Source organism: Streptomyces sp. NPDC088707, from assembly GCF_044752725.1.
Lineage (GTDB): Bacteria > Actinomycetota > Actinomycetes > Streptomycetales > Streptomycetaceae > Streptomyces.
On sequence record NZ_JBIVLV010000016.1, the window covers coordinates 22,734 to 48,300 of the forward strand.

The following is a 25,567-nucleotide window of genomic DNA, read 5'->3' on the forward strand; positions in this document are numbered from 1 at the left end:
GGCCGGGTTCGTCCCGGTCCATACCGGAGCGGCGGCCGGCCTCTGAAGGGACCGGCCGCCGTGCCCTGATCAGCTCTTGAGTGCCAGGCGGGCAGCCATGTCCGCGGCACTCATGCGGCCCCTGATGTCGTCGTACTGAATGCGGTCGTCCCAGGAGTACGCACGGGTGTTCCGGTCGATGACGGGCTGGATGTCCGGGCCGCCGGGAACGGTGAGCGAGGCGCCGTTGACCCGAAGCACCTCGTACCAGCGGCCTCGGGAGCGCGCGTAGTCGCCCTTGGTGAAGTCGGCGCGGGACCAGAGCTTGACCCCCTCGGCCTCCGCCTTCGCAATGATCTCCCTCCAGTGCGCCATCTCGTCGGCGGTCTCGGCGTGGCGTCGGGTGAGTTCCGCGACGTTCTCCGGCTTGGTGATGTCCCACGAGGAACCGAACGCGGACTCCCCTGCCAGCAGCTTTTCCAGGCCTCGGAGGGTGGCCTCAAGCTCCTTGAGGCGGCGCAGGGTGCGGCCCGGGTCCTTGCGGTGCTGCTCGTAGCGGGCGGCGGCGTCGGCGCGGCTCGCCCAGTGCTCCGCTCGGTCTCCCTCGTCGATGCCCTTTCGCATGTTGTTGTCGATGCGGTCGAGGGCGGCGCGGTGGCGCTTCTCGGAGTGGTGGCCAACCAGAATCGGCTGTCCGAAGGGGATGGCGGAGCCGATACGGCGGGCCTCTGCGAACGCGGCCGTGGAAGCGCCGGCGGCCAGGTCGGCTCGGTCGCTGAACCGCTCGGCGCGGTCGGCGGCGCGCTCCTCCCTCTCCGCCTCAGCTTCGCTGAAGCCGCGGGCGATGTCCTCGCGCACGGTGACGTGCACGGTGTGCCCGGCCTCGCGGAGCGCCTCGGCAAGCGCGTTGAGGGTGAAGCGGTCGGCGGCCTTGTCGCGGGAGTGCGGGAGGTACCAGCAGCCGAGGTTGCGGGACCAGCGGAAGCGGCGGCCCCTGAGGATCTCGGCGGAGCCGTCGCCGCGGGCAGTGCCCTCGGCGAGGGCGCCGCCCGCCCGGGTGTGGCGCAGGACGATCCCGGCGAAGTCCTCCGGAACGTCGTCGCCCTCGACGTCCTCGGCCGGGGCCAGAGCCGGAGCGACAGGGAGACCGGTGTCGGCGGGAAGTGCGGGCAGCTCGGCCGAGACGGTGATTCCGGCTGCGCGCAGGGCCTGGGCGGCGGTGTGAGCGGCAATCAGCCCGGCGCTGGACTGGTCGCCTCGGGTGCCCTTGACGTACCAGCGCGCGGCCTTGCGGCTCCAGTCGAAGCCGTGGGTACGGAGAACCGGGGCGGCGCCGTCGCCGAACATCGTGCCGGTCACGGTGACCCCCGCCTCGGCCGTGTAGCTGACGGTGACCCCGGCGGCGGGGGCCTTCCGGCGAGACTTGGCCGTCGTCTTGGCGGAGCCCTTCGCGGCGGCCTGGGCGGCCTTCCAGCGCTTGGGGGCCACGATCTCTCGCGCGATGAAGTGGACTTGCTGCGGGGCCCAGGTGTCGGGGAGGTACTTCCCGCAGACGTAGGCCGTGTCGCGGATCGCGCCGGGCGCGTCCGGGTCGGCTCCGTCGAAGGCTGCGGACCAGAGGGCCTTCGCCTCGGCGAGGACGTCATCAGAGAAGTCGCGGTGCGTGTTGATGCCGTCCACGATCGGCTTGCCGGTGATCTGCTTTCCGTCCACGGTGACGGTCACCTCGTTGTTCGTCTGCACGTAGCTGTCCGTGGACCCGTCCCAGTGGGCGCCGTGGAGGGGGCCCGCGATCCGGCTGACGGCTTCGGTGTCCGGACCGTCGGTCCAGCTGACGGAGATCCAGGCGGAACCGGTGCCGGTGCCGGTGCGGACGGAGAACTTGGCCCCGGGGAACTCGGCCTTCAGCCGGCTGCGGAGCTCGGCGGACACGTACTTGGTCGCGACGTACTGGGTCATGCGGGCGTCTCCTTGAGAGCTGAGAATGTGGATCCGGTTGTGGTCGGCTGCCACCGCCGACCACGAGATAACTATAACTGACATTCATCACTCTGTCTACCACTCGCCTACTCGCACTGCCGCACCGGCCGGCCGAGCGAGGTAGCCGCCGGCGCCGCTGCCGCAGGCCGCGCAGAGGCGGCCGGGCGAGACATGGTCAGGCCGGAGAGGCTCCGAGGCCGGGCAAAGCGCCCGACCCCGGACCCCCCGATTCAGACCCTCAGACGGGGTGCGGCCGCGTACTCCACACCCCACTCCGGCGGGATCGGTTCGCCGGTTGCCGCATCCGTGCAGTAGGCGCTGGAGATCTCCGCGACGCTGAGCGGCTTGGCGTGGTACTCAACCAGCTTCCAGCCCCTCACTTCGGAGGTCTCGTCGGCGAAGTTCGTGCGCATCACCGCACCACCGCCCACCACGGCGGCGAGGGCGAGAACTGCCATCACCTCAAGGGCGCCTTCCGGGTCCAGGCTGCTCGCCTCGCCGTCCTTGCAGAACGGCACGCAGGCCGAGAGGGTGGCGCCGTTCGCGGATGCAGCGACGACGAGATGGTGACAGCCGTCGCCCACCGCGTTGACGAAGCCCATCAACAGCGCAGAGGCGCGCCCGGCCTCATAGGGGGTCAGGGTTTGGGAGATTGCCATGCCGATTCCTCTCGGTCTGCTTCCGGTTTCAGGTCGGCTGCCACCACCGACCCACTAGATAACTATACCTTACATTCATCACTCTCGGAAGGCTTCGTGGATCTTCCCAGGGGAATTCTCCCCACGCGGATAGCGCCGCTTCCGCCGGTCAGTCCTCGCCGGGCAGGGAGATCGTGATCACGGGCCCCCATTCGTCGCCGGGCCCGCACGTGGCGAGCAGCCAGGCCTGCCCGCTCTCCTAGGCCGTGTATCGGAAGTGGATCTCGACGATGGGTGAGCCCGTGGGCGGCCGTCGGAGGTGGGCCGCATGGACAGCGGCGGTCGGGCCGGAATCTCGGGTGCGCCGTGGATGGCTGCATGGACGCCGGTCTTGCGCCCGCCAGGACTTCGGGTTCCTGGCGGGCGCTTTGCGCGTGTGCCGCTGGTCAGTGACCGATTGGCAGGGCGTCGGCGGCGTGGTCGATGACGTTGCCGTTGGAGCAGTTGTTGTGGTGGTTGCCGGTCCAGTCACTCAGGGCGGGGACGACGGCGAGTTCCTGGATGCAGACGTCGGCTGCGGTGAAGTTCCAGTTGTTCGCGGCGTTGACTCCGTTGCCGAAGTTGCTGTCGTTGTCGGCGAAGGCGGGCGTTGCGGCGGAGAGGGCCGCGGCGGCCAGGAGGCCGCAGGTGATGATCTTTCGCATGGCCGGTGAACGCGTCCGGTTGCCCGCGGGTCACGCGGCGGGCGTCCGAACGGGAAAAGGGACCGGGCGCGGCCGGGCCCGGGGAGGAGACTGGCGGCGCGCGCCCGGTGGTTCGTCGCGGTGTTACTTAACGGTGATGTCGGCGAAGGCGAGGGCGATGGCCTCGGGGTCTTCGTCCTCGTCCTCGTGGAAGCTGGTGGCCGCCCATGCCTTGGTGAGGTGGAGGCGGCGGGCTTCGGGGGAGGCGGGGTCGCCGGCAATGATGACGACGTCCTGCTCGGTGGTGAGGTCCTCGACCGCCTGGACCCAGCGGGTGGCGGCGGCGTTGCGTTCGTCGTTGCGGACGATGACCAGGCTGCCGCGACGGGGCTCGTGGGAGCCCTGGTCGGAGGCGATGAAGGTGTCGATGTCGAGCTCGGCGTCGTTGACCATCAGGTGGATGACGTCGTCGAGTTCCTCGGTCTGCGCGTCGCCGAGGTCGAGGTGGTAGATGCCCATGTCGGTGCTCCGGGTGGTGAGGGGCGGTCAGGAGAGCTCGGGGGAGGTACGGACGGGCATCCGCAGCTTCAAGACCCGGCCGGTGGACAGGAAGAAGATGACCATGGCGCTGTCGCCGGGCGTGATCACGTGGATTGGGTTCTCAAGCATGAGGTGGTACCTGCCCGGCACCATGGCGAAGTTGCCCTTGGCCGGGATCGTGACCTTGTCCACCTTCACCATCTTCGAGGACTCCGAGTCCACGACGGTCTCGTAGATGCGGACGTTCTTGTAGTCGGGGCTCTTGATCTTGGCGATCTCGATGGGTTCCTCGGAGGAGTTCTTGAGCGTGGTGTAGCCGGCGGCGGGCAGCGAGTTGGGCAGCCACCGCAGCCAGGTGGTCTCCGGGACCGTGGTGACGTACGTGGAGACGGGCATCTTCATCGGCGCATGAACCTTTCTGTCGTGAGTCTCAGGGCCTGGTACTGGCCGCAGTGATCAACGAGCTTCATGCCGCCTAGGCGTCAAGATTGGCAAATATTCGCCATATAGACCGAAATCACCCGTCCTTCCAGGGCGGTGTGCGGCTTACTCTCAAGGGATTGCGAGGCCGGTCGGTGCCGAGATAGGGCCAGTACGGCCGGCTGCTCCGGCTCGGGGGTCCAGCGCATCGCATCGGGGCCCAGGTTGTCCGGGTTGGCGGTGCCGTCGATGGGGGTCTTGTCGGTCAAGGGCTGCCCTTTCGTGAGCGGTGTTCTCGGCGGCGGCGGGGTGCCACTCCCCGCCGCCCGGGGCGGGGGCGCAGCCGGGTGGCTGCGCCCCGGGGGAGGGTCAGGCGTTGGCGGTGGATCGGGTGATGGACTGACCGCGCACGCAGCGCAGCGTGAGGGCCTCCGGGTCCTCGGCGAAGGGGTCGCTCAGCTGGTAACGGACATCGGTGCTCCCGAGGTAGTCCGCGCGTCCGCAGTCGACGCAGCCGCACGGCCGGGCCAGGTGGAGGCCGTGGCGCGACGGAATGCTGCCGTGGTAGATGACCAGGTCGCCGGGCTCGATGAGGCCGAGGGTGCGGAACAGGGTGTCGGACATGATGACTCCTCACGGCTATGCGTGGATTCGGTTTGTGATCGACTGCCACCGCCGACCAGCAAGACAACTATAACACACTTGCATCACTTCGGGTGCCCTCATCAGCCCGCCCCCCTGGGTGAATTGGCGGCCTCCGCCTTCCGCCGACGGCGCGGGAACCGCCGGCGCTTCTCCCGTCGCCGGCGCGGCTGCACCTACCGACCGGAACGCCAGCGCGCCCCCACCGTGCGGCAGGAGCACGGTGGGGGCGCAGGATGGGAGGGCGTCTAGCCGGTCGTAACGGTGGCGTGTACGGCCGCGACGGCGGCGGCGGTGTCGGCGGCCAGGTCGGTGGAGTGGGAGTCGTACAGGACGGTGGCCTCGACACCGTCCTTGCCGAAAGCACAGGCGAGCCAACCGGCGTGATCGGTCAGCGGGTAGTCCACCTCGGACTCGTGCCTGTCCTGGCCGGTGAGCAGGACCTCGCCGCCGTCGGGTGTGGGGACGGCGATCCAGGAGCCGCCGGAGCCAGGGTGTGCGCCTCTGGTGGCTTCGATGCCCGCTTCGGCCAGGATCCGCTGGAGGTACTGCCCGGCGGTGTCTTCCTCGGCGTAGCCGAATTTGCTGCAGAACGCGTAGGCCAGGTCCGCGGCGGTGTCCGGGTCGGGGGCGTTGAACTCCTCGGCCCACCGGGTGAAGTCCTCCTCGCTGGTGGCCAGCAGCTCGACCTGGTCGGCGAGGGTGCCCGCGACCACGGCCGCGATGAGCAGTTCCGTGCGGTCGACGTCGAGGGTCAGGCCGATGACGGTGTACGTCTGCGTCTCGGTGGCGGTCATGCGATCAGCCGGAAGCTCGCGGCGTCGACCGCCTGGGCGCCGAGGTCTCCGAGGAAGGCGGCGACGATGTAGGCGCCGTTGTCGCCTCCCCAGAGGGTCTCGGGGGTCTCGCCGTCCTCCTCGGCGCGCCACGGGAAGGTTTCCAGCACGGCGGCGGCCGCGTTCGCTTTGGCCTCCTCGAAATTCGATCCCTCGGCGACGACCGCGAACGAATGGGCGAGATCCCAGACTTCGTACCAGTCTCCGATGATGGTGTATTTCACGGGTTCTCCTTTCGTCGAATTCGAGGCCCCGGAATTCGGTTCCGGGGCCCGGGGATGACCTGCGTTTAGCGGCGCGGCCGGGGGACGTCGCGGTAACGGCTGAGGTAGCGGTCGACGAGCATGAGCGCCTGGTCCTCGGTGAGGCCGAGCAGCGCTCCGCCGCGCGTGGATCCGGTGAAGACGGCCACGCCACGGACCGGGGTGGGCTTGTCCTGGTAGCTGTGGAGAAGCTGGCGCGCGGGGGCGTTGACGGGGAGACCGAGCGGGACGGCCAGCTCGTCGGTCCACATGATCAGCTGGGTGGTCAGGTCGGTGGAACGGACCTGGTCGGCGCCGAGCACGTCCTGCGGGCAGGTGTCGGCGTCCCAGTCGAGCAGGCTGAATCCGCCGGTGGGCTCGACACGCAGGGCGTAGCCGTCCTGAAGGAGGGTGGGCATGGGGGTCCCCTTTCCTGGGAGTTGGTTTTCGGTGCGGGTCGGCTGCCACCGCCGACCCACGACTTAACTATACCAACTATACATCACTTTCGGAACGCCGCAGGCGTCTATTTCCCCTGTTCAGCGGCATGCCGGAGGGCCGCCGGCGGAGTTCGCGCGCACGCCGCCGGCTCGTCCTGGCTCCAGGGCGCCGGCGCCGAAGCGGCCGGCCGCGGGCCGGAGGCGGCCGCGGTGGAGGCTCCCCGGCCGGGCCGAAGGCGCTCCGGCCGCGTCCACGGGCCCGAAGGGAACGCCCGGCTACCTCCACGGCCGGCGAGATGTCCTGCGGCCGGGCACGACTGCGCCCCGGCGCGGCTGGGGGGCCGTGCCGGGGCGCGAGGAGGTGCGGGGGCTATGCGGTCAGCTCCAGGGGCCGCTCAGTCGTGGCAGGTCTAGGCGGCGAGCGTGAGTTCGACGTCGTCCAGGCTGCGCTCGTTGATGGTGACGCCGCTGACGGGGTCGAGGTCGTCGAGCCATAGCTCCTCGTTCTCGGCGAGGTAGCCGTGGAGGGCGCTCGGGTTGTTGGCGATGTACGCGGGGAGACGGACCTCGGAGGTGAATTCGTAGGTGACCTCCTCGGTCACGGTCAGCGCGAGGCACACGGTCACTTCCAGGTCGTGGCCCTCGGGCTCGGGCGCGTCGGCGTTGACCACGAGGCACAGCAGGGCCGCCGTGTCCTCGTACGGGTCGGCACACTCCTGTGCCGAGTCGGGAAGCCGGCCGAACGGGGCGCCGAAACGGTCGAGGTCGCGGAGAACCTGGAGCAGGGCCTGAGGGTCGCGCGGATCGGTCCCGCCCCAGGCCGTGCGCAGTTCGGGGTCGGTGAGCTCGGGGAGCGTGTCCAGGTCGCCGCAGACGCCCTGCGCGCCGCTGGTGGTCCGGAGGCTGTCGAGGTGGAGTTCGCCGGAGCGAGGCTCGCGGCGCAGCACCAGGTAGGCGGCGTGCGGGTACATGTGGGCGAGGGTGGCGGCGAGGGTGCGGGCCAGACCCTGCGCCTGATCCTGGGCGGCTTCGAGTGCGTCCTGGCACTGCTGAATGGTGGTGTGCATCGTTCCTCCTGGGGTGTGGGCGGGGGCCGGCGGTGCGGCCGGCCGTCGGCTGGGGAGCCCCTCCCCCGGCGCCGGGCCGGGGGAGGGGGCGGTCAGGCGCTGAGGAGCTGGTTGCCGGTGCGCTGCCAGTACCCGGCGGGGGCGCGGTCCGCGCGGCACTCGTAGGTGCCGTAGGCGGTCATCGTGAAATCGTCGTCGCAGACCAGGACACGGGCGTCCGGGATGAACTCCAGCGTCTTGCTGTCGGCGGGGAAATCCCTGAAGCACTGGAAGCGGTGGGGGGTGCTCAGGAACCAGTAGACGTCGCCGCGTTCCAGGTCGGTGTATCGGACGCTGACGGTGTCGCCGGGGTGGAGCTTGCACCAGGTGCGGACTTCGAGGTCGGCGCAGATGTCCTTGACCCGGCCGTAGAGGACGTCGAAGGCGTCCGGGGCGATGCCGAGGGCGCGGTCGGTCTCGCCGCTCGGGCCGGTGAAGTGGACGGGACCCCGGACGTCGAGGCCGTCGAAGCCGTAGCGGGCGGCGAGGTGCTGCGCCACGGTGTTGGGGGCGCCCTGGTCGCCGGGGTGGTAGTGCATGTCCGTCTCGTCGTCGAGCGGGACGGTGGTGTAGGCACCGGGGCCGGGGAAGTAGTCGGTGATGTCCAGCTCGACGTGGGGGTCTCCGAAGGACCACGCAACGAGGTGGTCGGGGTGGAGCGTGCCGAAGCAGCTGAATTCGTGCGGGTGGGTGAAGTCCAGGGGCATGCAGTTCTCCAGGGTGTATGGGTTTCCGGTCATGGCCGACTGCCACCGTCAACCACAAGACAACTATACCTCAGCTTCATCACTCCCGGGAGATCTTCGCCCCCGTTTTCACTGAGCCGCCCCCGTGGCCGCTCCCGATATGCAGAACTGGCCTCGCCCGTTACGAGCGAGGCCAGTTGATTTGGCGGCGTTCAGGCCGCGGGCGCGGCCGCGGCGGTCAGCTGGCGGAGGACGTCGAGCGGCCGCTCGGCTCGCGCCAGCCGGGCAAGGCGGGCGCGCTGCTCCCTGATGCCGCGGCAGCCGGCGAGCGGCTGCAGGGTGTCCGGGCGCAGCTGCGTGACGGCCTGGACGTCGGCGCGGCCGCCGAGGACGACGACCGGCCGCGGACCGGGCAGGACGCCGAGCTGCGCGGCCTGGACGGCGAGCAGCTCGGCGGTGACGGAGCCGGGCTGGCCCATGCGCAGGTCGTACGGGAAGAGCGGCTCGTCGAGGGTGACGAAGCCGTTCTGCGCGGAGAGGACGACGACGTCGCCAGTGGCGCCGCGAGGCGCTCGGCCGCCTGTCGGCACAGGAGGTGATAGCCGCCCCGGTAGAGGTCGCGGGCCGGCAGGGCTGTCTTGGTGGGCGCCATCATGCCGCTGCACGGTACGACGATGACGGGCCCGAGCGGGCCGGGTGCCGTCGACCGGGGGGTCTCGCGTACGTCGAGGGCGGCGCCGGCGCTGCGGCTGCTGTGCACGGGGGCGAGGCCTTCGTGTTCGGCCGGCTGCCACGGGTAGGGGTCGCCGACGTGGCGGCGGGCCCAGGCCATCGCGCGGCCGGTGGCGGGGTCGAGGACGTCCCAGCCCGCGGCGGCGTACGCGCGCAGGTTGTCGTCTGTGTGGTCGGGCGCCTGGACAGTCCGGCGGTCGATCCGGGCGACCGCCTGAGCCACAGCGTCGGCGAGGGTGGCGGCGCAGCGCACGACGGCTTCGCGGGGCACCGGGGCGGTGCGGGGCATCAGCTAGTCGACGTGCCACCGCCGGCCGGTGCGGAAGGCCTCCAGGTGTGCGGCGGCGTGGCGGAAGCGGTGGACCGTGCTGTAGGCGCCGGCCCGGTAGACGACTCGGCGGCGGGGGCGGGGCAGCTGCTCGGAGGGGACGGGGATGGCGGACATACGAACACTCCTGGGATCTGGCGCGCGGTGGCGCTGGGGCCGGTGCGGCAGGGGGCGCCGGGGAGGCGGGGCGGCGGCCGGTGTCGGGCCGCCGCCCCGCCGGTGGGGTGGCTCAGCCGGTGGGCGGCAGGAACTGCCGGTCCGGCTCGACGCGCCAGGTCAGGCCCGGGAACAGGCGGCGGACCTGCCGTTCGGCCCAGGGCCGGACGGTGTCCCAGGCCTGCTGCGTCGGCTCATTAGCCCAGGTGTGCCAGCCCTCCGCACAGTTGGCGATCTGTTCGCCGAGCGCGGCCATGAGGGTCTCGGTGGAGATCTCCTCGGGCAGTTCCGCGTTGCTCTCGGTGGTCATGGCGTAGGCCTCGTAGAGGCGTTCGGCCAGGGTCTCGCCGTCGAGGTTGTGCACGGAGGTGACCTGGAGGACGGTGCCACGGCCGTCCGGGTCGAGGACCAGGCAGGTGGAGGGCTGGGGCGCGGTGTTGATGGCCATGACTCAGGCACCAAGCTCGACGCGGCTGGGGCGTTCGCCGCCGCAGTTCGGGCAGGGGTCGGTCTCGTGGTAGTACCAGCTGGTGCACGCGCAGTCCCAGGTGGAGATGGACCACGTCCACTCCCAGCCGCCGATGCCGTAGAGGCCGTCTTCCGGCCTGGGGTTGATGACGGAGGTGACCTGGGCCGGGCCCTCGTCTTCGAGGTACATCCAGCGGATGTGGAGGACGACTGCTCGCGGGGCGCCGTTGCTGTCCGTGCCGCCGTCGATGACGTGGATGGTGTCGGCGCAGTCGTAGCCGTACTTGGCGGCGTCCTTGAGGGTCTCGGCGGAGAGCAGGCGGACGGTGTCGAGGGTGAAGTAGGGGGAGACGAAGCCGTTCCAGCGGTTGGCCGGGTCGACGACGGCGGGGTAGGCGGGGATTCCGTCGATCGTGACGCGGGTGGGGACGGAGCCGGTCTTCGGGGAGGATGGTCGGGTCATGACTCTCCTGGTGTGAGTTCGGTTGGGGTGGTCGGCTGCCACCACCGATCACGAGACAACTATACCAGGCATTCATCACCTCCATGGTGGATGCGGCCCTTGGATCGCCGAAATCCCGCAGCTCAGCGACCCTCTGTGGCGGCCGCCCAAACGCCCGGAACGATCCGGCGGGGCAGTCCCGCCGGCGGTGGTGCAGCCCGGGACTGCACCACCCTGCGTGGGCTGACCTACGCAGCCAGCGCCAGCCGGTCCGCCGGGACGCGCGCGCTGCGCTGCTGCGGCACTACCACCGGCGCCGTGACCTCGGCTCCCCGGTAGACCCGGCCGAGGTAGTCCTCGACCGGCCGGCGCCACGGGCGGCCGGTCAGGGCCCCCAGAACGACCGCGCCGACGGGCGGGCACACCACGTCCCCGATCCGCTGGAAGGCGCTCGTACGCGAGTCCTTGCGGGCCGTCGGCTCCGAGGCCCGCCAGGGGAAGGACGGCAGAAACCCGACCAGCTGTCCGGCCTCGGCCTCGGTCAGCCGGTAGCCGTCCGACTCGCGGTACCAGGTCCTGGCCTTGCCGGTGAGGCACCAGCCGGCCTTGTCCGCGGAGAAAGTGTTCCCGCCCTTGGGGCGGCCGTTGGCGTCCAGTCCCCGCGTGCCGCGAGTGTTGACCCGCTCCCCGGGCGCCCAGCCGAGGGCGGCGGCTAGGGTCTGCTCGGCGAACGGCAGGCCGGACCGCACGGAGCCAGGGATCCGGCCGTAGCGCACCGCCATGAAGAAGACCCGGCGCCGGTGGGTGGCCACCCCGTAGTCGGCCGCGTCCAGCTCGGCCCACTGCTGCTGGGACCAGCCTGCCAGGGCCAGCTCGAAGCTGACCGCCTCCCGCACTTCTTCGAGGAGGTTCGCGGACTGCTCCATGGCGACCCACCGCAGGGTCTCGCCGTGGAGCTGGAGGCCGAGCGCCCAGATGAGCACCTCGGCGACGAGCCCGGCTTCCGGGTCCGGCATGGCGGCCGCCATGGCGCGCACCTCGGCCCACGTCATCCCGGAGCGGTCGCGGTACCCGCCGTGTCCGGCCGCCTCCCCGGCGGCGCGCAGCATGGCGGCGAGGACCTGGAGGGACTGCGCGGTGAGTCCGGCGCGCTTGCCCCCGGTGGACCAGGCGGGGCAGGGCGGGGAGATGATGACGCCGACGGTCCAGCGCAGGGCGGGGTGTTCGGGGTCGAGCAGGGTGATGTCGATGACGATGCGGCGGTGCCCGGCGCGCTCGGCGGTGGCGCAGGCGTCGCCGGAGAGGTCGAGGCCGACGGCGTCGTAGCGGGCCCCGAGGGCTTCGAGCCCCTCGTCCCAGCCGCCGGGGCCGGCGCAGACGCCGACGACGCGTTCGCGGTCGCCCTCGCGGGGGCGCAGGAGCCAGCGGCCCGGCCAGGGCGCGGCCATCTCGTCGAGCTCGGCGAGGACGTCCGCGGGGGTTTCGGCGCCGAGGTCGAGCGCGAGGTCGGCGAGGCAGACGGGGCAGGTGCGTTCCTCGAACCAGTCGATGCAGATGATGTGACTGTGCCAGTCGGTGAAGCCGCAGCGGGCGGTGGTGTCGTCGTGGTCGGGCAGGAGGTGCACGAGGCCTTCGGCCGCGGTGCCGAGGGCGGTGACGCGGATGGGTTCGGCGACGCGCTCGGCGGTCTGAGCGTCCGTCATGGGCTGCTCCCCTCGGGTCGGCCGGTCCATCGGCCGTGCGGTGTGCTGTCGGTCGCCGGTCGGGTGCCACCCCCGATCAGCGACACAACTATACGCATAACTCATCACGAATGGCCAGGAGGGGCGCGCTCTCTTCTCGCGGGATCCGTCCCGGCGGTCAGGCAGCCAGCGCCAGGGCCAGCCTGCGGAGGTAGTCCGCCGCGGCCTCCTCGCCCAGGTGGCGCCGCAGCGCGTCGCCGCGCGCCCACACCAGAGGGCCTTCCTCGGCCTCGACGCGGGCGGCCTCGGCGACGATCTCGGCGACGCTGAGCTTCTCCCGGAACTTGTGGCCGATGTGCTCCTCCAGGGCGACGTACCGGGTGGGCAGGTCCAGGCCCAGGGCCCAGCACAGCCGTACGGCGCGCACCAGGACGTCCCGACCGGCGAGCACGCAGAAGACGCAGCTCAGGCGGGGGATGACCGCGTCGTAGACGGGGTGGTACTCCAGGGCGGCGTCGGCGATCTGCTGCCAGACGTCGGCCTCGGAGAGTTCCAGGATCGGGTGCCAGGTGAGGACCATGCGCTGGCCGGTGCTCGCGCGCATGTCGATGGCGAGCGGCAGCTTCCGGGCCCTGGCGGGGGATTCGGCGGCCCGGATGCCGAGAGCTGAGAGGATCAGGGCCTGTTCGTCCAGGCCGAGGGCGTCGGTGATCTGCTTGAACAGCGGGGCGATCTTGTCCCGCTTCAGGGTAGATGTGCAGAGTCGGCGGGCCGCGTCCGGCCACATCTTGCGCTTCTCGACGAGGCCGAGCAGGCCGCGGTCGGCCTGGACGACGATGAACTCGACGCCCCAGCGCTCTGCCTGGCGCTGGGCAAGCTCGCGGACGCCCGGCCATTCGGACTCCTCCCCCAGGTCCGCGTGGACCAGGACCACCTTGTCCAGGCAGGCGGCCTGGGCGGCCAGGGTGACCACGCGCTGCCCACAGACGAGCGAGTCCTTGCCGGCACTGGTCGAGACGACGATTTTGTCCGCGGCCAGGATGAGCTCGCGGGGCGCTTCGGCGAGCTCGCCGAGAAGGCTGGCCGCGACGCCGGACCGGCGCCCGCCGCCGGTTCCGCGGCCGGGGGCGTGCGGGGTGTAGAGCTCCGCGAGGGTCCGGTTGGCCGCGCGGGCCGCGGTGAAGGCCCGGCGGACCTTGGCGCGGGCCTCCCGCTCGCGGCGAACGAGACCGGCGTGCGCGGCCTGGGCGGCCGCCGGCTCGTCGGCGCCGGCCTGCAGCTGCGGTTCCTTGGCGATGCGGACGCGGTCGGCAGCGACTGCCTTGGCCGCCCGGGCGCGGGCCCGGTCGGCGGCGGTGTACGCGGCGTCGGCCTGGTGGGCGCGCCGGATCCCCTCCAGCAGCTGTCGGCGGGTGCTCATGTCCATGGGACTCCTCAGGGGTGCGGGTTGGTGAGTTCGGCGCCGGGCGGCTGCCACTGCCGCCCGGCTGGGGTGGTTCAGGGGGATGTAACCGGGTGCCGGCTGTCAGACGGCCAGCTGGAAGGCGGTCCGCAAGTGCTCCAGTCGGTGCCTTCGGGATTCGCGCTGCGCCATCGCCCGGTCGTCGAAGCGCGATGGCGAGCGGTAGCCGCAGGAGCAGCGGGAGAGGAACAGCCCCGGGCCGATCTGCCATTCGCCGACTCCGAACGCGTCGACCACCCATTTGTCAGTGCCCATGTAGCCGGTGGCGGCCTGATGGTCGTGGAGCGTCATCGCGACCCGGCCCGCGTACGACACGGTGACCACGTCCCCCGGCTCCACGGCAAGCCACCCGTGCTCCAGCAGCCGGGCGGCGGCTGCGGGCGGAATCGACGCGATCCCCGCCCGGATGCGGCCGTCGACGAGGGTCCCGCCACCGCGCTCGTCCTGAGCCAGGATCAGCAACAGGTCTTCGTACTGGCGGGGAGTCAGCCGCCGGGGCGCCCGTACCGGCTCCAGACGGATGGTGCGGCGCAGCGTCCGGGGCTCGGTGTCGAGGGCGCTCCGGTGGCCGGTGATGGTGCGGATGACGGTCAGCCGGCCCGAGCGGTCGGCGTCCGGGATCACCTCGTCCTCGTCGAGCAGGGCTGTGGCGATGAGCGCGTCCGCCTCAAGGGCGGTGTACGCGCGCTCGGAAACGGTCCGGTCGTAGTCAGTGATCTTGGCGCGGTAGGCCAGGGCGGTCTGCATCGGAAGTCCTCGGAGCTCGAACGGGCGCAGGGGAGGGCCGGGGCGCGGCGTGCGCCCCGGCCAGGGTCATCAGCCGGCGACCTCGGGGTCCTCAGCTGCCGACAGGGGCTCCCACTCCAGGGAGCGGGCGGTCTTGCGGGACCGGCCATCGATCGCGACGGTGACGCCGTCCTGGTACGCGCGGGCGCCTGCCATCCGTACGTCCACCGCTTCGACCGAGCCGGTCTGGCCGCTGGCCACGTGCCGGACCCGCTCGCCGACGGTGCGGACCAGGTCCGTTTCGCGCAGACGCCGCGCGCCGAGCCGATGTCCCGCCCGCTGAGCCTGGCGGCCGCCGCGGGTGGCCAGGGCGGCCGCGAAGGCAGCGTGGGAGTCGGGAGCCTCGACCCGCAGGAAGGAGCGGCCCTCGGGCAGGCCGGTGTGGGTGATGGTCCAGGTGTCGGTGATCGCGCCCCGAGCCTGCTCGGCGGCGGCGCCCTGCTTGGCTGCGGCGTCCAGGGTCGGCACGTGCCAGACGAACAGGGGCGGGTGGTCACCGGGTTCGACGAGCCAGCCTTCGGTGCGCTCGAAGAGCTCCTTCGCGACGCTGAGCGCGCCCAGGGGCGGCCGCCCGTCGGCGCTGGTGGTCAGCCTGCCGCCCTCGACCCAGCCGACGGCCAAGCGGCCGCTGGTGCCGTCCGGCCGGACCCAGTAGCCGGCGACCTCGCCGAGGTCGTCGGGGCCGGTGACGTCGGCAAGCGGCTGTCCGGAGAGGGCGGTCACCGCGGCAGCAGCCGCCGGGTGTTCGGCATCCTGGGGCAGTACGCCCGCACCGGTGGCCGGGGCGGCCTCGGCCCGGCTGGCGGCGGGCGGCGGAACGAGGACGGCGTTCCAGGAGCCCGGGCCGTACTCGGTGAGCTTGACGAGGCCTGCGGCGTGCAAGCTCCGGACGGCGGTGAGGTTGTGCCCGTACCCGGCGCCGATCGCCCCGTCGCGCTTGACGACGGCGTACACCCGTCGCTGCGGTTCGGTCAGGGCGTCCTCGGCGCGCTTGCGGTTCTCCTGGGCGTTCAGGAACTCGGCGCGCTCCTGGGCGCCGACCTCGGTCTGCCAGTCGCCCGAGACGACCAGGCCGGAGTGGTTGACGACGTCGAAGCCCCCGCCCGCGGCCGGGCCTACGGAGTACAGGGCGAGCGGCGCGCGCTCCTCGGCCAGGGCCGGCTGCTCCGCGGCGTACGCCTGGGCGGGGGTCGTCTTGCGGGTGCGGACCGGCTTGGCCTGGACGGTGACTTCCTCGATCGCGACGTTCTTCCAGCCCGCGCGCTCGGCGGTCCGGGCCGCCTTGGCGACGTTGGCCGCGGACATCGACCAGGTGTGCACGATGCGGCCCTCGCCCTCGCGGCGGTCGACGGTGACGGCGTGGGTGTAGTGACGGGTCTCGCTGGTGCGGGTGCAGCCGGTGGAGGCGATGAAGGTGGTTCGGGCCATGACGGGACTCCTTGTGCATGGGGTGTGTTGTCGGTGCTGGTCGGCTGCCACGGCCGACCAGCGGGCGGGCCGGGGGCGGTGGTGCCGCCCCCGGCATCGGGCCTACTGGCCCAGGCGGATCGCGCGCTTACGAAGGCCCGCCTTCTGGATCCGGTACCGCGCCTGGGAGAACTGGTCGCGGTCCCGCAGCCACCGGTAGAGGCGGATCAGCGTGCGCTCGGACATGTCGTCGACCGTGCCCACCACGGTGGGCTCGCCAACGAACGCGAATCCGAGGGTCCTCGGCGCGAACGAGGGGGCGCCGAGCGTGTAGAACCACACCTTGTATCCAGCCTTCGGGTCGTTCTCGTTCCAGAGGCCGACAACGATGGCCCGGCGCTCGCCGGTGCTCTTGCCCTCGTCGTAGCGGGGGGTACGCACGACCGTGCCCGGCTCCAGAACGGTCTGGACGGTGGAGGCGGTGGCGACGGTCATGTGGACTCCCTTGGAGAGTGGTGGGGTGGTGGCGGGGATTCCCGCCAACAAGAAAACAATAACCACTATCCATCACTTTGGCAAGAGGGACGTGCCCCTCCTCACTGCGCACGTCCCCACCGCCCCCCCGTATGAGCCGAGTCGGCCTCTCGGCCTCCTGGCACACCCCTTCCGGTCCGGCCCCGGGCGCTCTGCATCGCCCGGATCCGGACCGGCCCAGGATTCGCGGACCGCCCTCAGAACAGGACGCACTGCGGCCCCTCGGCGGCCTCGCCCCCTTTGTCGCGATGGCTGCGGGAGGGCGCGACTCTGTCCGGCCGGCCGAGCGGGCCCGCCTCCCCCGGGCCGGCGTCGACCTCAGCCGGAGCCGCGGGCGGGGTCGAGTCGCTCTTGGGACACGGGCACCGGCACCACCACGCGCACGGCTCCCCGCCGGGCCGCAGGACGAGCTTGGCGACGCACCGGCCCCGACTGCTGTGCACCCAGTCGCTGTTGTCGTCGACGTGCGGTCCGCCCTCCTGGCGGTGGACGCAGAGGTCGCAGCGGTTGGCCAGGCAGTTCCAGCAGGTCCCGCGCTCGCACATGGCCCATCGGGCGAATCCGAACGGATACTTGCGCTCGATCTCCTGGAGGTAGGCCGGCCACACCCGCTCGCGGACCCAGGCGCCCTCCGGCTCGCTCATCGGCGACGCGTTGGGGACCGGGTCCACGATGCCCATGAACAGCGCTGCCTGGAAGTTCAGCATGGGAATCCCCCGCACGATTTCGCGCTCCTCGGGGGTCAGCTCGCGCTGCGGTCGGCGAATGACAGGCCCGGCGCCGCGCGCCGCCTGCTTGCGGTCGCCGGCACTCGGGGTCTCGTTCATACGATTCCTTTGTTGCCGAGGGATCGGCTGTCTCGGGCCGCGTCTGGCAGGGGGCGGTAGCCCGCCCCCGTCGTGCGCGTCGGTCAGCGCTCGGTCTTGGCGTAGTTGTGGCGGTCGTCGGTGGCGGCGAACTCGGCCAGCCCGGTGACGCGCGCGCAAACCCAGGTGTCCACGGGGCCGGAAGTCTCCTGCTCGCCGGTGAGCCACCCGTAGACGTCCGGCTGAATCTCGGAGAGGCGGCCGTCCTCGTCCTCGGCGTAGAACTCGGAGTTGCCGCCGAATCCGTAGTCGTCCGCGAGGTCCCACACGCAGACCAGGTACGGCCCGCCCGCGTCGTAGATCCGGCCGAAGACGCGCCGGATGTCGTCGGCGCCGTAGCCGTGCTCGAACACCCCGCGCAGGTCGGCGATCTCGGCCAGCAGATCCGGCCCGGTCGGCTCGGCGGTTGCCGCCTCGGCGCGCGGCGCAGGGTTCTCGCACTCCTGGTCGTTATGCTCGCCGCCATGCTGGACGATCAGGGCGCGCAGCGCCTCGGTGGGCACGTCCAGGAACATCCCGCTCTCATTGCCGAGGGTGCCGCCGGTCAGCCAGTCCTCCCAGGAGTCCTCGCTCCCCCAGGCCTCGGTGTCGGGAGCGGTGAGGCCCGGGGAGAGGAAGACCTCCTCCGCGGCGGGGGCGCCGGGCTGCGTCTTGAGGGTGATCGCGTGTCCGTCGGAGAGGCGGATCCGGGCGAAGCCGCGTCCGGTCCCCTCGGTCACGACGGCGTCGAGTCGGGACGTGCTGAGGGTCTGCATGCTCATGAACCGCCTCCGAGTACGTGTTCCGGGGGGGCGGCTGCCACGGCCGACCCACAAGACAACTATACATGCGATTCATCACTTTGCAAGCGAGGTGCACGGTCAAGCGATCAGGAACACGTCCTCGGCGACCTTCGCCCGGTGCAGCGGTGCCGGGCCGCCGGCCGACCGTCGGCGCGGCGCCGGCTCGGGCAGCTCGCGCAGCGGCCGGAACACCGGCCGGGCGCCGGTGCGCTTCGTCCAGCGCTCCTCGAACCCCGGGCGCTGCTTGTCAGCGACGCCCGCAGGTGCCGCGACGATGAACGCTTCGGCGTGCGGCAGGCCTTCGGAGTCGGGCAGGTAGTGGGCGCGCCGGATCCCGGAGGCCTCCCCGGCGATCAGGCGGACGCGCCCGGGGAATCGCTCGGCGAACCGGGTGACGAGTTCCTCGGCCCGCTCGCGGGGCGCCTCGTAGACGGTGCGCACCGATCGCCAGGTCGGTCCTTTCTGCTGCGCGCCGCGGCACCGCTCGTCGCCGCCGAGGCACTGCGTTTCGGCGTCCACCGGCGCGCCATCCTCGTCGGCGGCCGTGTGAAGTCGGCGGCAGCGGGGCTTACGCTGCTGGGTGCACCACCACTTCGGCTCCGTGCAGTCCTTGCCGTGCCAGCGCCGGCAGTCCTTCGTACGGCCGACGCCGGTGAGGCGGCGCACCTCGTACACCGCGTACGACGTCTGCTCCAGGTCGGCCTGGAAGGCTTCCAGGACGGGCCGGTTGCGGCCGTCCTCGGCCAGGCGCCGGTGAAGGGATCCGGCGGGCCCGTACAGGGACATCCGCTCGTTCAGGGCGAGCGAGATGTACTCCATGCGCAGGACCTGTGCGGCCTCGGCCGGGTGGGAGCGAAGCCGCTCCTCGTAGAGGTCGCGGGAGGAGCAAACGCCGGTGAACGGGCACATGGTGCAGTGGCTCTTCAAGATCATTTCGCCGAGGTTGTCGAGGACGTACTGCTCGACGGCGGCCCTGGCCATGCCCGCGCGGATCAGGGGGCAGTCCGGCTCGCAGATGATCCGGCCGGCAGCGGTGTTCAGCTGGTCCTGGATGGCGGAGTCCTTCAGCGCGCGGCCGGTCTCGTCGGCGTGATAGCCGATCACACGGCGGAAGGTCTCGGTGCCGAACTCGTGGGCAGCCCAGGTATCCAGCACCCAGCCTTTGAACCGAATGCTGCAGCGCCTCTGGCCGGAGGCGAGCATCGGGACGGTGCCGGCGGTGCGCAGCTCGTCGGACAGGCGCCAGGGGCCGGCCGCGTGGATGCGGCGGGGCGCGCGGGAGTCGTCGAGGACCAGGACGCCATCGGCGTCGCGCGGGCCGCCGCGGCAGACCTGGACCAGGCGGACCCGCCATGCACGCAGGAGCGGCAGGACCAGACGGTCGGCGTAGGACAGGGAGTCGCTGAACTCGTCGCCCGTGACGGCGTGCACGATCACGAGGTCGGACAGGTCCGGCTCCAGGCCGTGGGCGACCGGGTCGTTGAGGAACATGAGGATCTCGGCCGTCGAGTCCGCACCCAGACCCCAGGTGAGGACGGTCGGGCGCTTACGTCGGACGGCAGGGCGTGCGAGCCGGGCAGCGTGGACGGCCGTCCGGGTACGGGCAGGCAGGGGCATAGATCTCCTCGGGCGGGGTGCGTGTTCGGGGTGCGCGGCTGCCACTGCCGCAGGGGCGTATCTGATGTGTCTCGTCGGCCGCGCCAGCGCGCGTCGGCGCGGCGCACCCGGCGGTTCGCCGCAGTCAGGCTGGTCCCGCCCCGCGTCACCGGGGCGGGACACGGCCGGGGTCAGTCCCCCAGGCTCATACGCCAGGAGGCGCCGCAGACCGCGCACGTCCGGGAGTCGGCCCAGGAGTCGGAGGTGTCGAGCAGTTCGCCACCGTCGGCGTCGCAGACCCTGCGCGGCTGGGGGTTGGTTACGGGGTAGGTCGTGGGGAGGTCGGGAAAACGGCTGGAGCGGGGGCGCGTGCGCATGCAGGGAGTTCCCTCGTGCTCGTAGCGCGGCGGGTCGTAGGCGCTGGACGGCTGGAGCTCGCGGAGCGGCTCACAGCAGCGCTCGCATTCGAGGATCACGCGGGTAATGAGGGTGGTGGTCATTGCACTCTCCTGGTCTCGGGCTGCACGCGGCAGTCCGCCGGTTTCTGCGCATTCGGCGCTGGCCGGGTGCCACCCCCAAACCAACGATACAACCATACACACTACTCATCACTTTCGATAGGGGGCGCGCCGGAGATCCACAGAACTCGCACGGCTCGCGATGCCAGCGAGCAGTGAGAGCCAGCGAGGGCCGCGACCTCGCACCCGCTCGGGCCGGCGGCCGTACGGGTGCCCGACGGCCGGCACTGGCGGATGGCGCCCCCAGGGGAGCGCCAGCCCCGCCGATGGAGCCCCAGGGGAGGGCGCGACCGCGTGGAGGAGCCCGGGCCCGCGCGGGGGCCCGGGCCGGAGGAGCCGACTACCGGGTGGCGGCGCCAGCCGCGACCCACGCGGCGACGGGGCTCACGGGGTTGTGCTTGACGATGGAGCGGGCAAGGGCGAAGAGGTGGCGGTATCCCTTCGGGGCGCGGGCGGCCAGCTCCAGGTTCCTGACCGCCGTGTCGTACTGGAACTGCAGGACCATGCGCAGGGTCTCGGAGCGGCTCATGTCTCGCCGGTAGACGAGCACGTGGTGAGCCGCCTGGATGGCCTGTTCACCGATGCCGGTCCAGACACGCCCGTTGAAGACGTGGTCCCCGGCGGTACGGTCGGCGTCGGCGACATCGAGGGGCCCGGTGTGGGTGATGGTGAAGTGCTTGGGCCAGGCGGAGCGGGGACCGTAGGCCAGGGCCGCGTACGCTCCGGCGGCGGCGTCCAGGGCCGCGCCGACGGAGCGGACGGTGAAGCGAGGGAGCGTCCGGTCCTGCTCGGTGTCGGCCTTGAACACGTCCAGGCGCGTGGTCCCGCCGTAGTTGTAGACGTCCACGGTCGCGGCTTCGGGGTACAGGCGGCGGGCGATGTCGAGGACGGCGTACGCGGCGCGGGAGGTGTTCACGGGTCTCCTTGGGTGGTGCGGTTTTCGGTGTGCGGCTGCCACTGCCGCCTCGGGACTCCCCGCCCCGATGAAAAAACTATACCCACAATCAATCACGATCGCAACCTGTGACTACCCGTCAGATCTCTGTGTCGAGGGAGACTGCGGCCGCCGGCGCCGGGCTCGGCTGGAGCCTGGCGGTGGCTGGGAGGGGAAGCGGCGCACACCGCTTCCCGCTCAGTCACTGGGGGCCTGCGAACGAGCCGGAGACACGGCGTTTCAGGCCCTGGCGCACCGCAGCGGAGGGAAGTTCAGCTGCCGATGACGGCGCGGATCGCGGCAGCGGACTGCTCGGCAAGGGTGTCGAACCCGACCGGGGCGCAGGCGTCCATGAGTGCTACCCCATCGTCGGTACGCACGACGTTCTCAGGGAGTTCCGGGTCTTCGGGGAAACCGTCGTCGACGTAACGACCCTCATAGTCGATGACGAGGTCTCCCTCGTAGTCGATCCGGAAGGTAAAGGAGGCGATGCAGGGCCCGGAGATGGTACCCGTGACGCCCCAGTACCCGGCCTCGGCCGTCCACTCGTCACCAAGATCGGCAGTCAGACGGGCGGCCGTGGCGTGGGCAATGTCAGAGATGCTGAACGGATACTCGACGCCGTAGAGCGGCTCAGGGACGGGCGTGGCGGAGGCGCAACCTTCACAGCGGGACGTCCTGGCTTCGTGGAGCGTCTGCACCGTGCCGCAAGAGCTACAGGTGGCTCCTTCCCTGACGCCAGGCTGGACGTCATGGCCGCCGCACGCGGCGCAGGCGAGGGTGGCGTTCGTGGTGGTGTCGTTCACAGGAAGCTCCTTCGGGTTGTAAGTCGGGTGGAACGATCACGCGAGGGAGCCACCCGACGACTGAGTGGGTCAGCGCATGTCGCGGACGGTTCGGGCGATCACGTGGGCGATCTCGTCGAGGGTGTCGGCGATGGTCAGCTCAGGCAGGACGCGCCGGTCCCCGTGAGCGTCCTGGACACACAGGGGCCGGTCGACGCAGCCGGGGCCGAGGTCGAGGACACCAATCGTGTACTCCTCGTCGTCGGGGGCGAGGAGGAAGCCGCAGGTGCCCCACGCGCCAGACTCAGCCCGCCAGTCGTCGCCAAGGAGTGGTCCGGCCGTGTGGGCGATGTCTGAGACGTGGAATCCGAACTCGCGGCTGCGCATAGAGGTCTTCCTCTCTTCTGGCTGATCCCCGGGCCCTCTCGCCAATGGGCAGGGTGCTCGACGGCGCGATGAACCCGGAAGGTCAGGGCGGGTTGTGGGGGCGGTGTCGTTGACGCGGTCCCGTGGGCAGAGCGTCTGCCGTTCCGCTCCTGCTGCAAGCGGGGGCCGGGGGCGAGTGCGGCCCCCGGCGGTGGGGCGCAGCAAGGGGGCCCGCCCGGCGGGGCGGGCCCGCCCGCCTATGCGGCGAGCTTCAGCTTGGGCGCCGGGTAGTCGCGCTCCAGCTCCAGGTCAACCAGTTCCTGCGCGGTGAAGACGAAGTGGGCGAGGGGGGTCACGTCCGCCGCGTTCTCCTCCGGGACGGCGAGGACGAAGCGGATGCGGTGGACGGTGTACGCCTTGATCTGCTCCAGGGTGAAGGAGCGCATCTCACCCCGGGTGCGGCACATCGCGCGGACGACGATGCCGCCCTTGCTGGTGGTGAGGATGTTGTGGATCTCGATGGTGCGCACCGACTCGTCACCCTTGCTGTCGACGTAGGTGATGGTCGCGGCGCGCTGGCCGTCCATGGCGCGGATCAGGTCGGTCAGGGTGCGGGTGGTGGTCTGACCGGCGGTGATCTTCATGGAGTTCGACACGGGTTTCTCCCTGGAGCTTGTGAGTTCGGGGGGTGTTGGCCGGGTGCCACTCCCGACCAACAAGACAACTATAACTCACACACATCACTTCCGGGAAGCCGGAACGGCCTTTTTCTCGACCTGATTTCGCATTCACCCATCCGGCCGCACGCATCGCGACGCGCCGCAACTCGCCACACACTCCCGCTTGACGAAAGTGATGAGTCGGGATTATTGTTGTCTCAGTTGATCGGCCGTGGCAGCCGCTCAGCGACCGCGAAACACGCACCGCTACAAATCCACAGCGAGGAGCCCCGAGATGGCCCGTACCTTCCACGACCGCCCCGCGCACCTGCAGCTCCAGGAGCGGCCCTGGATCTCCCACCTGAAGGACGGGAGCAGGAAGCCTCACCAGCAGGCGGCACACAAGCGGGACCGCGCAGCGGTCCGGCTGGCGCTGCGCCTCGGCGTCGAGCCGCCGCTCCCCCAGCGCCGCTGCGTCGACTGGGAGATGCACTGAATCAGCTCCACACCAAGCGGCCTCGCCTTCCCGGCGGGGCCGCTTCGGCATGTCCGGGCGCAGCCTTCGAGCGGGAGCGCACGCGGTGTCCGGGCCGGGGCCGCGCAGCGGGCGGCCCCGGATCCGGAGCGGGGAGCAGGGAGCAGGGCCGAAGAACGGACCAGGCCGTGGGGACCGGTCCGAGCTGGCCTGGCCTGGGCTGAGCTGAGCTGGGCTGGGCTGGGCTGGTGCAGGCCGGGCCCGGCCCTGAGAAGAAGCAGGCCTCTTCCTCCGGCTATCGCGGAGAAAGACACCTCATGCAGTTAAGCCGTCAAGTCGTGGGGTGTGAGGCCGTCCCTTTACAGATCTTGCCGAGGATCCACCCCGGGCCTCAGCCGGCGCCCAGAGGTCGGCTGAGGGTGGTGGCCGGGCGGGTGGGTCACCAGAGGCCGAAGAACCGTGTCCACCAGGTGGGCCGCCTTGCGAGGCGCTCCAGCGCGCTGGGGCCCTCGTAGTCGCTCTCCAACAGCTCCTCAGGGACACTCACGTAGCCGAGGTCGGCCAGCGCCCCCTCCACGGTCGCGAGGTCGCCGAGGTCCAGCGCCCCCTCCTCGTGGGCCTCGTCCGTGCCTAGGAACGCCCCCGGATTGTCGGCGCAGACCTCTGCGAGAGAGCCGAACTTGCTCACGCAGACCACGATCCGCGTCCCGCAGACCGTCGCGTCCGCGGGCACGTGGATGCGCCCGTACTCGCTGGAGTCCTGGGTGTCCCGCTCGGACTCGCACGAGGCACCGAAGTCTGCTTCGAGCCGGCGCACCAGCCCGCCGAACTTGAGGCCGGTCGCCGCGCGGTCGTAGTGCAGCGGCCGTTCCAGCCGCTCCGGGTCATCAAGTTCGCGCAGCAGGGCCAGCAGTTCTATCTCGCTCTTCGCCATGCGCACATCCTGCCGCCCGTCGGGTGGGAGCGGAGAGACAGGACCGTCCTCTTCACGCGGTAGCTGTCACTGCCGCCTGGGGCTCTGAGGGAAAGGCGATTGCTTCATCGAATGGGACGCGTGCCAGGAGGCAGTGGTGGAGCTGGCCGAGCATCCGATTGAACAGGTGCCGTAGGGCCTGCATGTGCCAGTCCCCTCCCGCCCGGCGGCGCCGGTAGTGGGAATCCGCACCGGATGAACCGCTGAGGGAGGCGAAGGCCCACAGGTGGCCGACGTGGTTGAGCCGGTTGTTCTTCACGAACCGGCGTCCGACGTAGCGGCGTTTGCCGGAGGCCCGCGTGATCGGGGCCGAGCCGGCGTACGCCTTCAGCCCTCCAGCCGTGGCGAACCGGGTCCGGTCGTCGCCGATCTCGCCCAAAATGCGGGCACCGACCTGGGGACCGATCCCGGGGAAGCTCAGCATGATCGCCGCATCCGGGTGTGACCGGAAAGCCTCCTCGGTAGCGTGCGCCAAGGCGTCGACCGCCTGGCAGGCCGCGTCCAGCTGCAGCAGCAGGGCCAGGGCCTGCTTGCCCATGGCGTCCTCGACGAGGGGCAGCTGCCGCGGGGCTTCCGCACGGAAGAGCTGCTGGATTCGTTCAGCGTCCGTTTCGATTCCCCGGCGGCGGCCGGCCCGCCGGAGCATGGCGGTCAGCCTCCACATCTGCAGCTTGGCCGCCAGGGCAGGCGTGGGTGCGACGGCGAGGATGCGGCGGGCATCGGGGCGGGTCAGGGTCCCCGGCTTGTCCCGGAACGCCTCGATCATCGCCGGGAAGTACTCCCTGAGCAGGGACCGCAGCTGATTGGCGACCTGCTGCCGGTTCCAGACCGCGTCCTGCTGCGCGCGGGCCAGGACGGCGACGGCTTGGGCCAGGTCGGTGTCGGCGGGCAGCGACCGATGCATCGGCGCGTCGGTGCGGATGATGTTGGCAAGGACCAGGGCATCGCCCGGGTCGGACTTCTTGCGGCTGACTCCGTGCCGGTCGCGGTAGCGGGAGGCAGCCATCGGGTTGACCGCGTAGATCTTCCGGGGGCCCTGCCGCAGTGTGGCGACGAGCAGGCCGCGGCTGGTCTCGATCGCCACTGGGATCGGGGTCTCCGCGGTGTCGCCGTGCTCGGCCAGGAGGTCGATCAGCAGCCGGTAGCCGTCCAGGTCGTCGTTGATCCGGCACTTGGCCAGCAGCTTGCCGGTGTCGTCGACGAGCGCGACGTCGTGGTGTCCCTCCGCCCAGTCGATCCCGCAGAACACGTCCATGGATCCCGCCCCTTCTCCGGTGCTGTTCTCGAAGGCGAGCACGCGGGGCCGCACGGCGCACTAATTCCAGGGCTCCAAGGCCCGCCACCTCATCAGCCGTGCGCGGCGCCGCCAGACCGCACGGGCGCACGCCGTGTCCAGAGCTCGGAGCTCGTGAGGAGAAACGCGT

At 71.2% G+C, this 25,567-nt stretch carries 32 protein-coding genes; 1 reads left to right on the forward strand and 31 read right to left on the reverse strand.

The window, feature by feature from the left end:
- Positions 1 to 69: 69 nt before the first annotated feature.
- The 29 genes from ACIP84_RS34930 to ACIP84_RS35070 all read right to left on the reverse strand — a co-directional run bounded on the left by ACIP84_RS34930 (position 70) and on the right by ACIP84_RS35070 (position 22,692).
- The gene (locus ACIP84_RS34930; protein ID WP_401803575.1) at positions 70 to 1,938 is read right to left on the reverse strand and encodes a DUF3560 domain-containing protein; all 1,869 of its coding nucleotides are present in this window, start codon (positions 1,936 to 1,938) and stop codon (positions 70 to 72) included.
- A 251-nt stretch (positions 1,939 to 2,189) separates the two neighbouring features.
- A complete protein-coding gene (locus ACIP84_RS34935) occupies positions 2,190 to 2,618 on the reverse strand; it encodes a hypothetical protein (RefSeq protein ID WP_401803577.1) in 429 nt (142 codons plus the stop codon).
- Between the two features lie 425 nt (positions 2,619 to 3,043).
- Positions 3,044 to 3,301, reverse strand: a complete 258-nt coding sequence (locus ACIP84_RS34940) for a hypothetical protein (RefSeq protein ID WP_401803579.1) — start codon at positions 3,299 to 3,301, stop codon at positions 3,044 to 3,046.
- A gap of 123 nt (positions 3,302 to 3,424) precedes the next feature.
- Complete coding sequence (locus ACIP84_RS34945; protein WP_401803581.1) at positions 3,425 to 3,799, reverse strand: hypothetical protein; 375 nt, start codon at positions 3,797 to 3,799, stop codon at positions 3,425 to 3,427.
- A gap of 27 nt (positions 3,800 to 3,826) precedes the next feature.
- Entirely contained in the window at positions 3,827 to 4,222 is a 396-nt protein-coding gene (locus ACIP84_RS34950) for a copper chaperone PCu(A)C (RefSeq protein ID WP_401803584.1), read from the reverse strand.
- An 80-nt stretch (positions 4,223 to 4,302) separates the two neighbouring features.
- Positions 4,303 to 4,509 (reverse strand): hypothetical protein, encoded by a 207-nt coding sequence (locus ACIP84_RS34955; protein WP_401803587.1) that lies wholly within the window; start codon positions 4,507 to 4,509, stop codon positions 4,303 to 4,305.
- Positions 4,510 to 4,609: 100 nt separating this feature from the next.
- Entirely contained in the window at positions 4,610 to 4,864 is a 255-nt protein-coding gene (locus ACIP84_RS34960; protein WP_401803590.1) for a hypothetical protein, read from the reverse strand.
- 266 nt (positions 4,865 to 5,130) lie between these two features.
- Complete coding sequence (locus tag ACIP84_RS34965; RefSeq protein WP_401803592.1) at positions 5,131 to 5,679, reverse strand: hypothetical protein; 549 nt, start codon at positions 5,677 to 5,679, stop codon at positions 5,131 to 5,133.
- Positions 5,676 to 5,942, reverse strand: a complete 267-nt coding sequence (locus ACIP84_RS34970) for a hypothetical protein (RefSeq protein WP_401803594.1) — start codon at positions 5,940 to 5,942, stop codon at positions 5,676 to 5,678. Before ACIP84_RS34970 ends, ACIP84_RS34965 begins: the two co-directional genes overlap by 4 nt.
- 65 nt (positions 5,943 to 6,007) lie before the next feature.
- On the reverse strand, positions 6,008 to 6,379 hold the full coding sequence (locus tag ACIP84_RS34975) for a DUF3846 domain-containing protein (RefSeq protein WP_401803597.1): 372 nt from the start codon (positions 6,377 to 6,379) through the stop codon (positions 6,008 to 6,010).
- A gap of 431 nt (positions 6,380 to 6,810) precedes the next feature.
- A complete protein-coding gene (locus ACIP84_RS34980; protein ID WP_401803600.1) occupies positions 6,811 to 7,467 on the reverse strand; it encodes a hypothetical protein in 657 nt (218 codons plus the stop codon).
- A 92-nt stretch (positions 7,468 to 7,559) separates the two neighbouring features.
- Complete coding sequence (locus ACIP84_RS34985) at positions 7,560 to 8,246, reverse strand: hypothetical protein (protein ID WP_401803602.1); 687 nt, start codon at positions 8,244 to 8,246, stop codon at positions 7,560 to 7,562.
- A 158-nt stretch (positions 8,247 to 8,404) separates the two neighbouring features.
- The gene (locus tag ACIP84_RS34990; protein ID WP_401803605.1) at positions 8,405 to 8,782 is read right to left on the reverse strand and encodes a hypothetical protein; all 378 of its coding nucleotides are present in this window, start codon (positions 8,780 to 8,782) and stop codon (positions 8,405 to 8,407) included.
- 434 nt (positions 8,783 to 9,216) lie between these two features.
- Complete coding sequence (locus ACIP84_RS34995; protein ID WP_401803606.1) at positions 9,217 to 9,369, reverse strand: hypothetical protein; 153 nt, start codon at positions 9,367 to 9,369, stop codon at positions 9,217 to 9,219.
- 112 nt (positions 9,370 to 9,481) lie between these two features.
- A complete protein-coding gene (locus tag ACIP84_RS35000; RefSeq protein WP_401803609.1) occupies positions 9,482 to 9,856 on the reverse strand; it encodes a hypothetical protein in 375 nt (124 codons plus the stop codon).
- Positions 9,857 to 9,859: 3 nt separating this feature from the next.
- Positions 9,860 to 10,339, reverse strand: a complete 480-nt coding sequence (locus tag ACIP84_RS35005; RefSeq protein ID WP_401803611.1) for a hypothetical protein — start codon at positions 10,337 to 10,339, stop codon at positions 9,860 to 9,862.
- 227 nt (positions 10,340 to 10,566) lie between these two features.
- Positions 10,567 to 12,021 carry a hypothetical protein gene (locus ACIP84_RS35010; protein WP_401803614.1) on the reverse strand — a complete coding sequence of 485 codons (1,455 nt, stop codon included), beginning with the start codon at positions 12,019 to 12,021 and terminating at the stop codon, positions 10,567 to 10,569.
- 157 nt (positions 12,022 to 12,178) lie between these two features.
- On the reverse strand, positions 12,179 to 13,420 hold the full coding sequence (locus ACIP84_RS35015; protein ID WP_401803615.1) for a phosphoadenosine phosphosulfate reductase family protein: 1,242 nt from the start codon (positions 13,418 to 13,420) through the stop codon (positions 12,179 to 12,181).
- 105 nt (positions 13,421 to 13,525) lie between these two features.
- Positions 13,526 to 14,209, reverse strand: a complete 684-nt coding sequence (locus ACIP84_RS35020; RefSeq protein WP_401803618.1) for a hypothetical protein — start codon at positions 14,207 to 14,209, stop codon at positions 13,526 to 13,528.
- Between the two features lie 69 nt (positions 14,210 to 14,278).
- Complete coding sequence (locus ACIP84_RS35025; RefSeq protein ID WP_401803620.1) at positions 14,279 to 15,676, reverse strand: hypothetical protein; 1,398 nt, start codon at positions 15,674 to 15,676, stop codon at positions 14,279 to 14,281.
- Positions 15,677 to 15,778: 102 nt separating this feature from the next.
- A complete protein-coding gene (locus ACIP84_RS35030) occupies positions 15,779 to 16,150 on the reverse strand; it encodes a DUF6409 family protein (protein ID WP_401803622.1) in 372 nt (123 codons plus the stop codon).
- A 236-nt stretch (positions 16,151 to 16,386) separates the two neighbouring features.
- Positions 16,387 to 17,016: a DUF6248 family natural product biosynthesis protein gene (locus ACIP84_RS35035; RefSeq protein WP_401803625.1), complete on the reverse strand. Its 630-nt coding sequence runs from the start codon at positions 17,014 to 17,016 to the stop codon at positions 16,387 to 16,389.
- A gap of 83 nt (positions 17,017 to 17,099) precedes the next feature.
- The gene (locus tag ACIP84_RS35040; protein WP_401803628.1) at positions 17,100 to 17,816 is read right to left on the reverse strand and encodes a hypothetical protein; all 717 of its coding nucleotides are present in this window, start codon (positions 17,814 to 17,816) and stop codon (positions 17,100 to 17,102) included.
- 99 nt (positions 17,817 to 17,915) lie between these two features.
- A complete protein-coding gene (locus tag ACIP84_RS35045; protein WP_401803631.1) occupies positions 17,916 to 19,454 on the reverse strand; it encodes a hypothetical protein in 1,539 nt (512 codons plus the stop codon).
- Between the two features lie 170 nt (positions 19,455 to 19,624).
- Entirely contained in the window at positions 19,625 to 19,933 is a 309-nt protein-coding gene (locus tag ACIP84_RS35050) for a hypothetical protein (RefSeq protein ID WP_401803633.1), read from the reverse strand.
- 358 nt (positions 19,934 to 20,291) lie between these two features.
- Positions 20,292 to 20,867 carry a hypothetical protein gene (locus ACIP84_RS35055; protein WP_401803634.1) on the reverse strand — a complete coding sequence of 192 codons (576 nt, stop codon included), beginning with the start codon at positions 20,865 to 20,867 and terminating at the stop codon, positions 20,292 to 20,294.
- A gap of 290 nt (positions 20,868 to 21,157) precedes the next feature.
- Positions 21,158 to 21,691, reverse strand: coding sequence for a hypothetical protein (locus ACIP84_RS35060; protein ID WP_401803637.1), 534 nt, complete (start codon positions 21,689 to 21,691; stop codon positions 21,158 to 21,160).
- 69 nt (positions 21,692 to 21,760) lie between these two features.
- Positions 21,761 to 22,057 carry a hypothetical protein gene (locus tag ACIP84_RS35065; protein ID WP_401803639.1) on the reverse strand — a complete coding sequence of 99 codons (297 nt, stop codon included), beginning with the start codon at positions 22,055 to 22,057 and terminating at the stop codon, positions 21,761 to 21,763.
- Between the two features lie 236 nt (positions 22,058 to 22,293).
- Positions 22,294 to 22,692, reverse strand: a complete 399-nt coding sequence (locus ACIP84_RS35070; protein ID WP_401803642.1) for a WYL domain-containing protein — start codon at positions 22,690 to 22,692, stop codon at positions 22,294 to 22,296.
- Between the two features lie 298 nt (positions 22,693 to 22,990).
- Between ACIP84_RS35070 and ACIP84_RS35075 the strand changes: the two genes are divergently transcribed.
- Complete coding sequence (locus tag ACIP84_RS35075; RefSeq protein ID WP_073919197.1) at positions 22,991 to 23,191, forward strand: hypothetical protein; 201 nt, start codon at positions 22,991 to 22,993, stop codon at positions 23,189 to 23,191.
- Positions 23,192 to 23,609: 418 nt separating this feature from the next.
- Here ACIP84_RS35075 and ACIP84_RS35080 read toward each other — a convergent pair whose 3' ends face one another.
- Positions 23,610 to 24,104 carry a hypothetical protein gene (locus tag ACIP84_RS35080; protein WP_401803645.1) on the reverse strand — a complete coding sequence of 165 codons (495 nt, stop codon included), beginning with the start codon at positions 24,102 to 24,104 and terminating at the stop codon, positions 23,610 to 23,612.
- A 52-nt stretch (positions 24,105 to 24,156) separates the two neighbouring features.
- A complete protein-coding gene (locus ACIP84_RS35085) occupies positions 24,157 to 25,398 on the reverse strand; it encodes an IS110 family transposase (protein ID WP_401803648.1) in 1,242 nt (413 codons plus the stop codon).
- Positions 25,399 to 25,567 lie beyond the last annotated feature (169 nt).

Excerpts from the sequence above, each read along its gene's own strand:
- ACIP84_RS35045 (WP_401803631.1), bottom strand. The coding sequence starts at position 19,454 with ATGCCCCTGCCTGCCCGTACCCGGACGGCCGTCCACGCTGCCCGGCTC.
- ACIP84_RS35030 (WP_401803622.1), bottom strand. The coding sequence starts at position 16,150 with ATGACCGTCGCCACCGCCTCCACCGTCCAGACCGTTCTGGAGCCGGGC.
- ACIP84_RS35000 (WP_401803609.1), bottom strand. The coding sequence starts at position 9,856 with ATGGCCATCAACACCGCGCCCCAGCCCTCCACCTGCCTGGTCCTCGAC.
- ACIP84_RS34945 (WP_401803581.1), bottom strand. The coding sequence starts at position 3,799 with ATGGGCATCTACCACCTCGACCTCGGCGACGCGCAGACCGAGGAACTC.
- ACIP84_RS34975 (WP_401803597.1), bottom strand. The coding sequence starts at position 6,379 with ATGCCCACCCTCCTTCAGGACGGCTACGCCCTGCGTGTCGAGCCCACC.
- ACIP84_RS34985 (WP_401803602.1), bottom strand. The coding sequence starts at position 8,246 with ATGACCGGAAACCCATACACCCTGGAGAACTGCATGCCCCTGGACTTC.
- ACIP84_RS34930 (WP_401803575.1), bottom strand. The coding sequence starts at position 1,938 with ATGACCCAGTACGTCGCGACCAAGTACGTGTCCGCCGAGCTCCGCAGC.
- ACIP84_RS34965 (WP_401803592.1), bottom strand. The coding sequence starts at position 5,679 with ATGACCGCCACCGAGACGCAGACGTACACCGTCATCGGCCTGACCCTC.
- ACIP84_RS35080 (WP_401803645.1), bottom strand. The coding sequence starts at position 24,104 with ATGGCGAAGAGCGAGATAGAACTGCTGGCCCTGCTGCGCGAACTTGAT.
- ACIP84_RS34960 (WP_401803590.1), bottom strand. The coding sequence starts at position 4,864 with ATGTCCGACACCCTGTTCCGCACCCTCGGCCTCATCGAGCCCGGCGAC.
- ACIP84_RS34980 (WP_401803600.1), bottom strand. The coding sequence starts at position 7,467 with ATGCACACCACCATTCAGCAGTGCCAGGACGCACTCGAAGCCGCCCAG.
- ACIP84_RS35085 (WP_401803648.1), bottom strand. The coding sequence starts at position 25,398 with ATGGACGTGTTCTGCGGGATCGACTGGGCGGAGGGACACCACGACGTC.
- ACIP84_RS35075 (WP_073919197.1), top strand. The coding sequence starts at position 22,991 with ATGGCCCGTACCTTCCACGACCGCCCCGCGCACCTGCAGCTCCAGGAG.
- ACIP84_RS34935 (WP_401803577.1), bottom strand. The coding sequence starts at position 2,618 with ATGGCAATCTCCCAAACCCTGACCCCCTATGAGGCCGGGCGCGCCTCT.
- ACIP84_RS35040 (WP_401803628.1), bottom strand. The coding sequence starts at position 17,816 with ATGAGCATGCAGACCCTCAGCACGTCCCGACTCGACGCCGTCGTGACC.
- ACIP84_RS35065 (WP_401803639.1), bottom strand. The coding sequence starts at position 22,057 with ATGCGCAGCCGCGAGTTCGGATTCCACGTCTCAGACATCGCCCACACG.
- ACIP84_RS35010 (WP_401803614.1), bottom strand. The coding sequence starts at position 12,021 with ATGACGGACGCTCAGACCGCCGAGCGCGTCGCCGAACCCATCCGCGTC.
- ACIP84_RS35005 (WP_401803611.1), bottom strand. The coding sequence starts at position 10,339 with ATGACCCGACCATCCTCCCCGAAGACCGGCTCCGTCCCCACCCGCGTC.
- ACIP84_RS35025 (WP_401803620.1), bottom strand. The coding sequence starts at position 15,676 with ATGGCCCGAACCACCTTCATCGCCTCCACCGGCTGCACCCGCACCAGC.
- ACIP84_RS35035 (WP_401803625.1), bottom strand. The coding sequence starts at position 17,016 with ATGAACGAGACCCCGAGTGCCGGCGACCGCAAGCAGGCGGCGCGCGGC.
- ACIP84_RS35050 (WP_401803633.1), bottom strand. The coding sequence starts at position 19,933 with ATGACCACCACCCTCATTACCCGCGTGATCCTCGAATGCGAGCGCTGC.
- ACIP84_RS34940 (WP_401803579.1), bottom strand. The coding sequence starts at position 3,301 with ATGCGAAAGATCATCACCTGCGGCCTCCTGGCCGCCGCGGCCCTCTCC.
- ACIP84_RS35020 (WP_401803618.1), bottom strand. The coding sequence starts at position 14,209 with ATGCAGACCGCCCTGGCCTACCGCGCCAAGATCACTGACTACGACCGG.
- ACIP84_RS34950 (WP_401803584.1), bottom strand. The coding sequence starts at position 4,222 with ATGAAGATGCCCGTCTCCACGTACGTCACCACGGTCCCGGAGACCACC.
- ACIP84_RS34995 (WP_401803606.1), bottom strand. The coding sequence starts at position 9,369 with ATGTCCGCCATCCCCGTCCCCTCCGAGCAGCTGCCCCGCCCCCGCCGC.
- ACIP84_RS35015 (WP_401803615.1), bottom strand. The coding sequence starts at position 13,420 with ATGAGCACCCGCCGACAGCTGCTGGAGGGGATCCGGCGCGCCCACCAG.